The sequence below is a fragment of the Curvibacter sp. EU05-FHT14A10 genome, from assembly GCF_058791075.1.
This window is the reverse complement of sequence record NZ_JBYTDE010000005.1, coordinates 103,585-116,365: the sequence shown is the minus strand read 5'-3', so window position 1 is coordinate 116,365 and position 12,781 is coordinate 103,585. Positions and strand designations below refer to the sequence as shown.

Annotated in this window: 14 protein-coding genes and 1 tRNA gene; 4 read left to right on the top strand and 11 right to left on the bottom strand. The window is 62.4% G+C overall.

Annotation, left to right across the window (positions count from 1 at the left end; genetic code table 11):
• Nucleotides 1-6: 6 nt before the first annotated feature.
• The 3 genes from AC3WUT_RS11240 to AC3WUT_RS11230 are packed head-to-tail and all read right to left on the bottom strand — an operon-like array spanning nt 7 to nt 2,745.
• On the bottom strand, nt 7-975 hold the full coding sequence (locus AC3WUT_RS11240; RefSeq protein WP_492347161.1) for a Bug family tripartite tricarboxylate transporter substrate binding protein: 969 nt from the start codon (nt 973-975) through the stop codon (nt 7-9).
• A gap of 59 nt (nt 976-1,034) precedes the next feature.
• The gene (locus AC3WUT_RS11235; RefSeq protein ID WP_492347160.1) at nt 1,035-1,538 is read right to left on the bottom strand and encodes a MaoC family dehydratase; all 504 of its coding nucleotides are present in this window, start codon (nt 1,536-1,538) and stop codon (nt 1,035-1,037) included.
• A gap of 43 nt (nt 1,539-1,581) precedes the next feature.
• Nucleotides 1,582-2,745 carry an acyl-CoA dehydrogenase family protein gene (locus AC3WUT_RS11230; protein ID WP_492347159.1) on the bottom strand — a complete coding sequence of 388 codons (1,164 nt, stop codon included), beginning with the start codon at nt 2,743-2,745 and terminating at the stop codon, nt 1,582-1,584.
• Between the two features lie 141 nt (nt 2,746-2,886).
• On the opposite strand from AC3WUT_RS11230, the gene AC3WUT_RS11225 reads away from it, so the two are divergent.
• Nucleotides 2,887-3,702, top strand: coding sequence for a GntR family transcriptional regulator (locus AC3WUT_RS11225; RefSeq protein ID WP_492347158.1), 816 nt, complete (start codon nt 2,887-2,889; stop codon nt 3,700-3,702).
• Between the two features lie 77 nt (nt 3,703-3,779).
• Nucleotides 3,780-5,021 (top strand): CaiB/BaiF CoA transferase family protein, encoded by a 1,242-nt coding sequence (locus AC3WUT_RS11220; RefSeq protein WP_492347157.1) that lies wholly within the window; start codon nt 3,780-3,782, stop codon nt 5,019-5,021.
• Between the two features lie 23 nt (nt 5,022-5,044).
• Here AC3WUT_RS11220 and AC3WUT_RS11215 read toward each other — a convergent pair whose 3' ends face one another.
• Nucleotides 5,045-6,331, bottom strand: coding sequence for an MFS transporter (locus AC3WUT_RS11215; protein ID WP_492347156.1), 1,287 nt, complete (start codon nt 6,329-6,331; stop codon nt 5,045-5,047).
• 134 nt (nt 6,332-6,465) lie between these two features.
• Between AC3WUT_RS11215 and AC3WUT_RS11210 the strand changes: the two genes are divergently transcribed.
• Nucleotides 6,466-7,113, top strand: a complete 648-nt coding sequence (locus AC3WUT_RS11210) for a TetR/AcrR family transcriptional regulator (protein ID WP_492347155.1) — start codon at nt 6,466-6,468, stop codon at nt 7,111-7,113.
• 7 nt (nt 7,114-7,120) lie between these two features.
• On the opposite strand, the gene AC3WUT_RS11205 is transcribed toward AC3WUT_RS11210, so the two are convergent.
• Together AC3WUT_RS11205 and AC3WUT_RS11200 are read right to left on the bottom strand one after the other, a co-directional pair.
• Complete coding sequence (locus AC3WUT_RS11205; RefSeq protein WP_492347154.1) at nt 7,121-7,540, bottom strand: Rap1a/Tai family immunity protein; 420 nt, start codon at nt 7,538-7,540, stop codon at nt 7,121-7,123.
• 14 nt (nt 7,541-7,554) lie between these two features.
• A complete protein-coding gene (locus AC3WUT_RS11200) occupies nt 7,555-7,908 on the bottom strand; it encodes a hypothetical protein (RefSeq protein WP_492347153.1) in 354 nt (117 codons plus the stop codon).
• Nucleotides 7,909-8,209: 301 nt separating this feature from the next.
• Here AC3WUT_RS11200 and AC3WUT_RS11195 point away from each other — a divergent pair.
• Nucleotides 8,210-8,286 (top strand) — tRNA-Arg (locus tag AC3WUT_RS11195).
• A gap of 113 nt (nt 8,287-8,399) precedes the next feature.
• Here the strand turns inward: AC3WUT_RS11195 and AC3WUT_RS11190 are convergent.
• The 5 genes from AC3WUT_RS11190 to AC3WUT_RS11170 form a co-directional block, all read right to left on the bottom strand.
• Nucleotides 8,400-9,524, bottom strand: a complete 1,125-nt coding sequence (locus tag AC3WUT_RS11190; RefSeq protein WP_492347152.1) for a tyrosine-type recombinase/integrase — start codon at nt 9,522-9,524, stop codon at nt 8,400-8,402.
• Between the two features lie 330 nt (nt 9,525-9,854).
• Nucleotides 9,855-10,391, bottom strand: a complete 537-nt coding sequence (locus AC3WUT_RS11185) for a hypothetical protein (protein WP_492347151.1) — start codon at nt 10,389-10,391, stop codon at nt 9,855-9,857.
• 114 nt (nt 10,392-10,505) lie between these two features.
• Entirely contained in the window at nt 10,506-10,814 is a 309-nt protein-coding gene (locus AC3WUT_RS11180) for a hypothetical protein (RefSeq protein WP_492347150.1), read from the bottom strand.
• Between the two features lie 26 nt (nt 10,815-10,840).
• Nucleotides 10,841-12,037, bottom strand: a complete 1,197-nt coding sequence (locus AC3WUT_RS11175) for a phage/plasmid replication protein, II/X family (protein ID WP_492347149.1) — start codon at nt 12,035-12,037, stop codon at nt 10,841-10,843.
• 243 nt (nt 12,038-12,280) lie between these two features.
• Nucleotides 12,281-12,433 carry a hypothetical protein gene (locus tag AC3WUT_RS11170; protein WP_492347148.1) on the bottom strand — a complete coding sequence of 51 codons (153 nt, stop codon included), beginning with the start codon at nt 12,431-12,433 and terminating at the stop codon, nt 12,281-12,283.
• Nucleotides 12,434-12,781 lie beyond the last annotated feature (348 nt).

Sequence of the window (12,781 nt, the reverse complement as noted above, 5' to 3'; positions counted from 1 at the left end):
CCCTGCTCAATCCACACGGGCGCCCGACAGCTTCACGGCCAGGCCCCATTTCTCGATTTCTGACTGGATGTACTTGCGGAACTCGGCTGGCGTCATCACGGCCGGTTCGGCCCCTTGCCCATTGAGTTGTTCGCGCACGTCCGGTGCGTCGCGCCAGTGGGTCTGCAGGGCTTTGTACAGGATGTCGATCACTTCCTTGGGGGTGCCTTTGGGCGCTGCCAGGCCAACCCAGGCGGGCGCCACGAAGTTGCCCAGGCCGGCTTCGGCCATGGTGGGCACGTCGGGCGCAGCCGGGTTTCGCTTTTCGCTGGCCACGGCCAGCACGCGCAGCTTGCCGCTGCGCATGTGGGGCAGCAGGGCCGGGCCGGTGTCGATCATGGCGTTGACCTGACCGCCGATCAGGTCTGTCACCGCGGCCGGGCTGCCTTTGTAGGGCACATGGGTCAGGTCGATGCCCTGCGCGTTCTTGAGCAACTCCATGGTCAGGTGACTGGTCACCCCACTGCCGCCCGAGCCGTAGTTGATCTTGCCGGGCGTGGCCTTGGCCATCTGCACCAGTTCAGCCGCCGTCTTGGCCGGAAACCCGGGGCTGACCGCCAGGAACAGCGGCACCACCGAGAGCAGGCTGACCGGCTCGAAGTCTTTCAGGGGCTGGTAGGGCAGCTTGGAGTACAGGCTGGGGTTGATGGCCATGGTGCCGCTGGAGCCCACGACCAGGGTGTAGCCGTCTGGTGCGGCCTTGGCCACCAGCTCCGAGCCGATGATGCCGGCAGCCCCGGGCTTGTTGTCCACGATCACGGCCTGGCCCAGGGCTTCCTGCAGCTTGCGGGCGGCGGCCCTGGCCACGATGTCCGTGGCCTGGCCGGGTGGGAAGCCGACCACCAGGCGGATCGGCTTGTCGGGGTAGGTGGCCAGGGCCAGGCAGGCCCAGCTGCTCAGCAGCAGGGCGACCAGGGGTTTGCGCCAGAGGCTCATGGTGTTGTCTCCGTCTTGTTTTGAAGTGCAGGTGCAGGCGGGTGGGTGGGCGCGCGCGCTCAGTCGCCCACGCCGTGGCCACGCATGGGGATCAGCGACATGCGGATGAACTCCATCACCATCACGCCGTCCTGGTTGAACCCACGGGTGCGGGTGGTGACGATGCCCTGGTTGGGGCGGCTTTTGGAGGCGCGCTTTTCCAGCACCTCCGACTCGGCATAGAGGGTGTCGCCACCGAATACCGGTGCGGTCAGGCGGATTTCTTTCCAGCCCAGGTTGGCGATCGCCTTGGCGCTGACGTCGTTCACCGTCATGCCCAGCACCACGGCCAGTGACAGACCGCTGTTGACCAGCAGGCGGCCAAATTCACTTTTGGCAGCAAAGTTGGCATCGCAGTGCATGGGGTGGGCATTCATGGTCATCAGCGAGAACTGGATGTTGTCGTTGTCGGTGATGGTGCGGCCCGGGCGGTGTTCGTAGGTGTGTCCCACTTCAAAGTCTTCGAAGTAGCGGCCGTAGGAGGCCCGGAAACGCTGGGGGCTGATTTCAATCGCGGATTGCATGGTTTTGTCTCCTGGGGAGGTTGGGGCAGATTCGGGGAGTGACTCAGATGCGGTGGCGCTCGATCAGTTGTTTGGCGATCACCTGGCGCAGGATCTCGTTGGTGCCTTCGCCGATGCACATCAGCATGGCGTCGCGGTAATAGCGCTCGATCTCGTACTCGACCGAATAGCTGTATCCGCCAAAGATGCGCATGGCCTGTTGAGCGCATTCGGCGCCCGCTTCCGAGCCCGCCAGCTTGGCCATGGCTGCCTCCAGGTCGCAGCGTTCACCGCGGTCGTATTTGGTGGCAGCCTGCTGCAGCAGCAGCTTGGCACCCTCCACCTGGGTCACCATGTCGGCCAGTTTGAGTTGCAGGGCCTGGTGCTGCCAGATCGGCTTGCCAAAGGCCTCGCGCTCCTGCACGTAGCGCAAGGCGTGGCGCAAGGCGCCTTCGGCAATGCCGGCCCCGCGGGCGCCGACGTTGATCCGCCCCAGCTCCAGGCCACCGGCGGTCTGTGCAAAGCCTTTGCCCTCGACGCCGCCCACCAGTTGCCCCGCGGGCACGCGGTAGTTGTCGAAGGTCAGCTCGCAGGTGTCGATGGCGCGATAGCCCATCTTCTTGAGCTTGCCCACCACATTGAAGCCTGGTCCTTTGTCGGCGATCAGCAGGCTCATGCCCTGATGGCGGGGTTGGGCCTGCGGGTCGGTCTTGACCAGCAGCAGGGTGCCGTGGCCATGCATGCTGTTGGTGATCCAGGTCTTGCTGCCATTGACCACGTAATGGTCGCCGTCGCGCCGGGCCACCGTGCGGATGGCTTGCAGGTCGGAGCCTGCGTTGGGTTCGGTCAGGCCGATGCTGCCTCGGTACTCGCCGGTGGCCATGCGGGGCAGGTAGGCCTGCTTCTGGGCTTCGGTGCCGTGGCGTTCGATGGCGGCGGCCATGATCAGGTGCGAGTTGAAGATGCCCGACGGCGCCATCCACACGGAGGCGACCTTGATCACGATCTGGGCATAGGTCCAGGCCGACAGGCCCAGGCCACCATAGGCCTCGCCGATGGTGGCACCGAACAGGCCCAACTCTTTCATCTGCTCCACGATCTCGTGGGGGTACTCGTCGGCCTGGTCGTAGCGGCGGGCCACGGGCTTGAGCTCTTTGGCGGCCCAGGCTTCCACGGCCTCTACAAATTCATGTTCGTCGGCCGCGTCACGGACGGGGGGGGGGGTCATGAAGGCTCCTGCTTGTCTCGGATGGGTTGAATCGGGAGGCATCGAAGTTCTCTGTATCGATTTATTGTCCGGACATTATTGCGCGCTCATTTGTATGGTGTCAATCCTTGGCGTGGCGGCAATCTGATGCAGACTTGGGGCATGAGCTCCATCCCACCCCCGCCCTCTGAAGACGATCTCCCTCTGGATGAGGCGCCCGCCGAGCCGGCTGCTGAGCCGGTTGTTGCAGGGCAGCCCATCTACCAGCGTGTGGCTGCCGAATTGCGGCGCGGCATTGCCGACGGCCGCTATCCGGTCGGCGCTCGCCTGCCCACTGAGCTGGAGTTGTGTGAGCAATTTGGCATCAGCCGCTTCACGGCCCGGGCGGCGATCCGGCTTTTGTCGTCGGCAGGCCTGGTCACCCGGCGTCAGCGCGTTGGCACGGTGGTGATCGCCCCGCCTGACGAAGCCCGCTACCGCCACGACGTGCGCTCGTTGCCAGACTTGTTCCAGTACGCCCAGGACACCACGCTGCGCATCGTCTACATCGGGCGCATCCCGCTCACGCGCACGCAGGCGCAGGACTTCGGGGCCGAGGTGGGGCAAGAGTGGGTGCTGGCGGTGGGCTTGCGCCATGACGAGACCAGTGCGGGCGGTGGCGCTGCGCGACCCCTGTGTCTGACCCGGATCTTTTTGAACCCCATGCTGCAGGGCATCGAGGCCAGGTTGGCGGGGCGCCAGACGGCGGTCTATGCCCTGATCGAGCGGGATTACAAGGTCACCATCCAGCGCGTGGAGCAGGAAATCCAGGGTGTGGTGTTGAGTGCGGACGATGCGGCCAGCCTGCAATGTCCGGCGGGTGCGCCGGCCTTGCGCATCGTGCGCCGCTACTACAGTGACCAGGGTGAACTCATCGAGGTGGCCGACAACCTCCACCCCAGTGATCGGTTCAGTTACCGGATGGAGATGTCCCGTTGAGCTTGGTCGCGTTCTGAAACTTGCTATTTGTCAGGCCGTGGTTATAGAATTGTCCGTACAAATAAAGGACGTTCAACATGACTTCGCCCGAAACATCCCAAGAGACAAATGGCCGGCTGCCGCTGGCGGGCCTGCGTGTGCTGGCTGTGGAGCAATATGGCGCCGGCCCCTTTGGCACCTCTTACCTGGCCGACCTTGGGGCGGAGGTGATCAAGATCGAAAACCACCGCGATGGTGGTGATGTGGGACGGCATGTCGGGCCCCATTTCTTTGGCGATGACGACAGCCACTTTTTTCAGACCTTCAACCGCAACAAGAAAAGCCTGACGCTGGACCTCAAGCACCCCGAAGGCATGGCGGTGCTGCGCCGCCTTGCCGCTGGTGCCGACGCCTTGCTGGACAACCTGCGTGGCGATTTGCCTGGCAAGCTGGGGCTGACGTACGACGCACTGCGTGAGGTCAACCCTCGCCTGGTATGTGCACACCTTTCGGCCTATGGGCGCAGCGGGTCACGCCAGGCCTGGCCCGGCTACGACTATCTGATGCAGGCCGAGGCGGGGCATCTGTCGCTGACGGGCGAGCCTGACGGTCCGCCCGCGCGCTACGGGTTGTCGATTGTCGATCTCATGACGGGTCTGGCGGCCGCCTTCGGCCTGCTGGCCGGCGTGGTCAAGGCGCGTGCCAGCGGGCAAGGCATGGACATCGATACCTCGTTGTTCGATGTGGCTCTGCACAACCTCAATTACCCGGGTACCTGGTACCTGAACGCCCAGGTGGTGACCGGGCGCACCGAGCGCAGCGGCCACCCCAGTCTGGTGCCCAGCCAGCTTTATCGAACCCGCGATGGCTGGATTTTTGTCATGTGCAACAAGGAAAAGTTCTGGCCCTTGCTGGCGGCCGAACTGGGCCACCCCGAATGGGCCGATGACCCTCGCCTGGCCACGTTCGCTGTCCGCCTGCAGCACCGGGGCCTGGTCACGGAGTTGCTCGACGCTGCTTTCATGACCCGTGACACGGCCGATTGGTTGCAGGCCTTGAGCGGCAAGATCCCTGTGTCTCCGGTGTTCGATGTGGCTCAGGCCCTGGACAACCCCTTTGTCCACGAGCGGGCTGGGGTGGAGGACTTTCGTTACAACGATGGCCGCAGCGCCCGCATGGTTGCCAACCCGATCCGCGTTGCGGGCACGGCCCTGCCTCACCGCGCGGCCCCCGCCATGGGGGAGCACAACGAAGCCTTGCTGCGCGAGGCCGGCTTTGATGCTGAGGCCATCGAGCGCCTGCGGGGGCTGGGCGTCATCACCCCGGCGGCCACGGCTTGAGGCGGGCCGCCGCAGGCGGCTCTTCAGCGGCTGGTGGCGTTGGCTTTTACGGCGGCGGGCTGCAGCCGCATGATGATCAGGGCGGCGATCAGGCAGGCCCCGCCTGCCACGAACAGGGCCGGTGTGTAAGAGGCCAGCACCGAGCGCGACAGGCCGGCGCCATAGGTGGCTGTGGCAGCACCCAGTTGGTGGGCCGCAAACACCCAGCCAAAGACGATGCTGGCACGCTCAGGGCCGAACTCGGCGGCGGCCAGCTTCACGGTGGGGGGCACCGTGGCGATCCAGTCGAGTCCGTAGAACACGGCAAACATCGACAGGCCGACCAGGGTGAACTCTGAATACGGCAGCCAGAACAGCGACAGGCCGCGCAGTCCGTAGTACCAGAACAGCAGCTTGCGGCTGTCATAGCGGTCGGACAGGTAGCCCGACAGGGTGGTGCCCACCAGGTCGAACAAGCCCATCATCGACAACACCGAGGCGGCCGGCACCGGCCCCAGGCCGTTGTCGCCGCACAGCGAGATGAAGTGCGTCTGGATCAGGCCGTTGGTGCTGAGCCCGCAGATGAAAAAGCTGGCTGCCAGAACCCAGAATGAGGGCACCTTGACGGCGCTGGCCAGTGTGCGCAGGGGCAGGCCCCAGTCCGCACGGGCTGCGGCAGGCTGCACGTTCACGCCCGCGGGGGCGCCGTAGGCATTCAGGTTCAGGTCGGCCGGATGGTCGCGCATGAACAGCAGCATCATCACGAACACCAGCAGTGAAGCCGCGATCACCGGGGCCAGGGCCCAGCGCCAGCCATATTGCTCGATGAGCCAGACCACCAGGGGCAGGAAAACCAACTGACCGGTGGCGCTGCTGCCGGCCAGCAGGCCCATCACCAGGCCCTTGCGCTGAACAAACCAGCGGTTGGCCACCGTGGCGCCCAGCACCATGGCCGTCAGGCCCGTGCCCACGCCCAGCAGCAGGCCCCAAAGCGCAAAGGCCTGCCCCAGGCTGTGCATGAACACCCCCAGCAGCAACGAGCTGGCAATCACGGCTGCGGCAATGGCCACCATGCGCGACACGCCATAGCGCATCAACACCATGGCAGCAAAAGGCCCCAGCAGTCCATACAGCGCAAAGCGGATGGCAAAGACCGACGACAGTTCGGTGGTGGTCCAGCCAAACTCCTGGCTCAGGGGCTGCATCAGGGCGCCGGGCAGCCCGAGTGCCGCCGAGGTGACCAGCATGGCCAGAAAGGTCAGGGCGGCGATCACCCAGGCGTAATGGATGCCCAGGTGTTTCAGATACAAAGCCAGGCGGGGTGCGAGCATGCTGTGGCGTCCTAGGGGGTGAAGGGCCGCTTCGCCCGGCGTTGGACGAAGAAGGCGGCTGGCTTCGGGTTGTCGATTGTGTGGGCGTTTATGATAATGGTCGAAATCAAAAAAAGTCAACGAGGTATCCAGCCATGAAAGTGACCAAGGAACAGGCTCAGCAGAACCGGCAGGCCTTGCTGGACGCGGCCGGCAGGCTGTTCAAGAAGCACGGGATCGATGGCATTGGCGTGGCCGACGTGAGCCGCGAGGCGGGCTTGACGCCGGGGGCGCTGTACAAGCACTTTGCGGACAAGCAGGACCTGGCGGCCCAGGCGTTCAGCCACGCCTTCCGACGTGGCTTCGACCGGGTCAATGCCCCGCGGCCTGGGGCGGAGCGCAGTGTGGACACCTACCTCAAGGTCTACCTCAACCCGCGCATCCGGGACGACCTGGAGGCCGGGTGCCCCCTGATCGCCACCGCCTGCGAAACAGCACGCCAGGGTGAGCTGCTGAGTCAGAGCTTTGCGGATGCCTTCGTTGAGTTCCGCACCGGGCTGGAGTCGGTGCTGCCGGACACCGGGGATGCGGCCCAGCGGTCTGCACTGGCCAGTGTGTTCGTGGCGGCTTTCGTCGGGGCGACCGCCATTTCGCGGGGTGTGCTCAAGTCCGACCGGGCCCTGGCGGACGAGGTGCTGGACCAGGTCCGTGGTGTGCTGGCCTCGCTGGCAACAGTGCCTGATGACAAGGGCGCAGATGGCAACGGCGCAGATGGCACTTCCCCTGCGCCCGGGCCGCGCTGAAGCCAGGTCAGTTCTTGTTTTTGCAGCGGTAGGCGCGAAGGGCAGCTTCGCGGATCAGGTAGTCGGCCGGCAGGCCCCATTTTTCAGGGTGCTCGCGCACGTGTTTGGCCACGATCTGGTACATCTGCATCGACGCAAAGTCGTCGGGCGTGCACAGAAAATCGCGCTCACCGAGGGTCGAATCCCAGACGCCCATGACGTAGCCCATGAACATCAGGATGTCGCGGCCGTCCTTGGCGCTTTGAAGCCCTTGGCGCTGCCGCTCGTAGGCCTCTGACCATCGATTGAGTTCGGCGCCGTCAATGAACTCGGCGCAGGCCCCCATGCACAGCAAGCCTCCCAGCAAGGCGGCAACCCCTTGGCGAACCCAGGTCCTGGTGGGGCGGGTGACAGGGCTTTTGTCGTGGCGGGCAGAGCGTGGGGACATGGGTTCTGGGTCAATCAGGGCTGGTGGCGATTGGCTGGGCCGGGCTGTGAGGTCGAGACGCCGTTGACGTCGGTCTTGGCTGAGGCTGTGGCGTCGGCGCGGGCCAGCTCCTGGGCCGGGGGGCGGCTGGTCTCTGGCGGGCGGGCCGAGGGCAGGGGGGTTGAGTTCCAAAGCAGCATCAGCCCGACCGTGCACATCAGGGTGGCGGCCATCAAGGCGATGGCCACCGTCTGAAGAATGCGGTTGGAGGGCTCGTTGCTGGGGTGTGCACCGGTGCCAGCTTCTCCACGCCAGGCTTTGCAATGAGGGCATACGAACGCATCGGATGCGAACGTGGTACCACATTCACGGCAAGTCACCGTTGCCATCGCCTGCTCCCTGTCTGGCTCATTTCGCCACCTCCATGTGAAACTTGATTTTGCCCAATTCCTGCACTTTCCGGGCCTTGGGCCCACAGTATTCTTGGCAACCTCAGCGACCGGGCCAGCGTCGACACCGATTGCAAAAAAATCGCGGGTTTCCCCGAGGGGCCTTGAAAATGGTGCATAATTGCGGTCTTCGCACAACGAAGCGCTTCTGACCTGAAGCAACGCGATGCAAAGCAAGTAAGAAAAAATTTTTCAAACTTCGCAAAACACGCAAAAAAATCAGGTTAGAATACAAAGCTCAGCGGCTGTAGCTCAGTTGGATAGAGTACTTGGCTACGAACCAAGGGGTCGTGGGTTCGAATCCTGCCAGCCGCACCAAACGACAAGCCCTAGAACAGTGATGTTCTAGGGCTTTTTCGTTTCTAGGTCTCACTCAGCCTTGCATCTCTGCGTGACTTTTTGCGTGACTTTTCAGCCACGCCTTTTCCTCTCTACCCGTTCACCACCCTCAGAAGGGTTGTCCTGTCTTCGGTCTGGGTCACCTTGTTGGCCATTTCGACCAGGCGGGCGATCGTCGCCGTTGCATAGTGCTGCGGCATCCCTTCCATGGCATGGCCCAGCAAGAGGGCGCGATCTTCGGCAGGAACCCCGGCATCACGCAAACGCTGACCGAAGGTGTGGCGCAGGTCGTGAACTCGCATTCGCTCCAGGCCGACGAGCTTCCTGGCCGATTGAAACGCCGTGTTGTTCATGGTCCCGACTGGTTGGTAGTCCATGGCTGGAGCCTGGTCGAAGTTCTTCACCCTTTCGCGGCGCCACACGAATACGAAATCCTTGTGGCGACCGCGGCAGGCTTCGACGATATTCCAGGCCGCATCATTGAGGATCAGCACGTGAGGGCGCTTACCTTTGAACTCTTCGGCTGGGATCACAAAAACGCTGCGCTCAAGATCCGGTAGCTTCCTTTCCCAGGACCATTGCAGCCGGCAGATGTTGTCGTCACGGGCGCCGGTATTGAGTGCGAATGTGACCATCTCCCGGAGGTGTGATGGCAGCACCATGGTCAGCATTTTTTCCTGCTGCCAGGTGATGGGGTATGGCTGTCGTTTCGTCTCCTTTTCATCCAACATTTCGATCAGTGGGCTGCTTCCGAGCCAGGGCCTACCACCAGTGCGCCAGACCCGGGCAGCACGATTCAGGATCGTGCGGACCACCTCCAGAGAGCGATTGACTGTTGAGGGCTTTGCACCCTCTCGGAGCCTCGCATCCTTGAACGCCTCAAGAGACTCGTTACACACGTCAATGAGCCTCAGCATGCCAATGAAAGGCAGCAGGATTTCGACGTGGTAGCTGATGGTCTCAATTGAGCGGACGCCTTTTTGCATGCACTCCATCAGGTACTTCTGCGCAGCAGCTGCGAACAGCTGTTGATCGCCGCTTCGAAGTTCGTTTTCCCGTTGCGTGTCGATGTCGGCTTGTCTGCCCCTGAGCCAGGCTTCCGCCTCATCCTGGGAGACCTGGCCGAGGCGTTCAAAAATACGGGTGCCTCTGTATTGCTTGTCGATGCTTCGGCTTCCATCGCTGGAGAGCTGAATTCCTTTTGTCCTGGTTCGCATGTTGATCTTCCTTTCCCGGTGCGACCAGGGCGCCCACGGGATTCCTTGTAAAAGTCCGCCCAGTCGTCCAGTTCCTGGCGGTCGAATGCAATGCCCCGTTCACCGATGGGGATCTCGGTCAGCGTGGGGCGAACATCAGCATTGAAACGATTCCGATCCATGCCGAGATACGAGGCGGCCACATGGGCTCGAATGAAGCGAGGGAGGATCATTGCGCCCCCTTGAACACGTTGATAGCTGAGGCCGCCCCGCTGGGTTCATCGAGGGGGCTTCGCGGCGCGTGCTGCGAGCTGGTGAGGGAGGAAGCGTATGCCACTGCCAAATCCTCGATTAATGAACCATCGCGCGTACCTTCGGCGGCTTCGCATGCCGAACCTTTTGGACTTCGGTCGAAATGTTGGGTCGATACGTTGAATCCGTTGTCGAACGCGCATCAGGTTGATCGTTGCGCAGTAGTTCAGCAGGGGCGTGATGAGCGGTCTTTGACGGCCGGTAAGGCGACGAGGGCAGTTCATAAAATTCAGTGAGATCTGTGTAGATGGCTTCATTGGCTGAGCCGGCATGCAAGCGACGAAGGCCTGCAACAATGTCTTTGGCGCGGATGTACTGTTCTTCCACCAGGCACAGCCGCCTGTACAAATGGCGAATCTCGTTCACCTGGTCAGTGAAGATATGAGAGCGCCCAATGCTCGATTCCCAGAACAACGCCAGCACAGCAGATCGCGGCGGATTGCCCTCACGAAGCCAGCGCTTGACGGTTTTCTCCGAGACATGGAGATAGACGCTGACGATCTTTGGTCCACCCAACTCGCCGACAAAGATTTCGAACAGGTTGGGACCGTAGGTGTGTTTGGGTGCAAGGAACATGGGGCCTCATTTCTGGCCTCTGACAGGCATATCGAGTAAGCTGTCAGCGCCAATCACGGAGATGGTTTTGTGGTTTGGTATGCGCTCAGGTGTTACAGCACTTGAGCGCTTTTTTCATTCCGCCTGAGGCAGTGCAAAGGCTTGAATGAACTTGGCCTTTGTGAGGACGACTGTTGCGGTGCCGTCTTTTCCAGGCTTCACGCGAGTGGTGATGTCGTAGATCCCTGGTGCGCCGTGCTGCTTGATGGCGCTGAAAACCTCATCGGTGGTCGATACCTTCATCGGCTTCTCGCCAATGGAATTTGGCGTTTCGACCTGGCCGTCGCTGATGAAGTACACATTTGTCCCCTTGATGATTTCGCCGGTCTTTTCGCTGGGGAATTCGTAGCGGTCAGAACGCAGGATCAGGACGGTTTCGCTCATGGTTTGGGTTCCTTTCGGAGATGGCCTCATGCGGCCAGTTGGAGTAGTCCGCGCTGGAAATCGAACGCGGGTCTTTCGCGCACCGGGCACGTGCAGCGCCTCGGATTCGCACGAACTGGGGAGAAGTCAGCAGGCAGCATTTGCCCCTGACGCTCAATGAGTTGCATGTCTGTTGCGAGCCAGGAAACGCCCACGTCGACAAGTTGTTTGCGGCGGCGGTAGAAGGTGGCGCGAGTGCCTCGCTTCTTCATGTCGTCTTCGCCATGGGTGGCAAGGCCCAGCCAAAAGCCATGCAGCAGGCCGGCCAGCTCGGGCGAATAGAAGGCTTCCAAGCGATCACGCACGGCCAGGCTTGACCGGACGATGGCGGTGCCTTCTTTGCCCTCACGGAGTAGGCGCCGGATCTCTTTGTCGAACACGGCCTGCAGGTACTCGGTGGTGATCTCTTTCACCTTGGGCTTGTGCCCGAAGTCGTAGTCCAGCTTTTCCGCGTGGATTTCCACTTCGGCGCGAAGCCGGTTGTTCGCAAGGCGTTGGAGTGCTGCGACACGCCGGGATGCCTGACGGTGCGCCCAGTCGGCCCCTTCATGGGGTGGCTTGTTCTGCTGAAAGATGCCCCGCTGAACCACGTAGAGGCGCTTGCGGTCGTTCTTCTCGAATTCCGGGCCCTTGTGGTACAGCTTCACAGTGGTGGTCGTGCCAGGCACGAACACGGCTTCATTGCTGTACTTCTGCATCTTGCGACGTGGGAAAGCCACGTGATAGATGCCCTCGAAGAACTCTTGGACCGCCTGATATGGCAACTGGAAGTTTTCGGCCCAGTCCACCCGCTGAACCGTCCAATTGGCGGTGGGGGGCAGTGGCACATCGAGCAGGCGCTGCAACAGTTCCCGGAGGCGTTCTGATGCTTCCTGCAGGTCTTCAATGACCCCGTATGCGTTCTGGCCGTGCATGGCCTTTGGCAGCGAGCATTCAATGACCAGGTAGGGCGGGCTGGGGTGCCATTCGGGTTTGCCGTTCTTGGACTTGGCGCAGTCTTCGTACATGGGTTTGACCATGATCCGAGAGTCGAATGAGCCCTGCAGGTTGGTGCGGGTGATTTCCCACACGACTTCGCCAGTGGTGTTCGCGACGCGGCAATAGCTTTCGCCCTGAGCCTTGATCTTGTCCACGATGTTGCGATCCATATAGGGGGTTTTGAACCTGACCGTATCGAGTCCCATGAGCCTCTTCGCTGCGCTTGTGGTTGTCTCACTCATGAGACTCATACGGGGTGTTACTTCCCGTGAAGCGGAAAATTTGAGCCGTTTTCAAAGCCGACTCCGATCCGGATTGCACGGGTCGAATCGGCTTTGAGAAAGGACGACGCACCGGTGCTGCAATGGCGGCAGGGGCGGCCGAAGACCAGGCGCGCTGGGTGGGGGTGGCCCACCAGGCGAAAGGACGGGAGACGGTGTTTTTCTGGGTCATGCGGCCACCCGGGAAATCGTGACGGTGCGGGGATCTGCCCAGCTCAAGGCGAAACCGGCTTCACGCCAGGTGCGCACGTAGGCGTCGAACAGATGCAGGTCGATGAAGCGCATGACGCGCCCATTGGGGATGGTGACGCGGCCAATCATGCGAAGTGGTCCTGAGGAAAAGACCGAACAGCCCGCCTGGTGCCATGAGTGGTTCCCAATCCAGCGAGAGACGCAGCGTTGAGTCGTCGAGCCTCTCGCTGAGCCGAGGTCTTGGTGAGATGGTCTGAGACAGCGCAAAACTCGCCTTGAGGCCGGCGGTATGCGACTACAAAGCCACCTTGGCAGGGAAGCGTGATGAAAGTGCCGGCGCGGGCAGGGGAGCGCAGGCGCAACGCCCTGGGCAGGGTTCCCTCCCCCCCCACTTGCACATACGTGCTCGTGGGTGCCCCGGTCGGCGCCTGGTGGCGCCCTGCCTGGTGACCGCAGAGGGGCACAACGGCCCCGTTG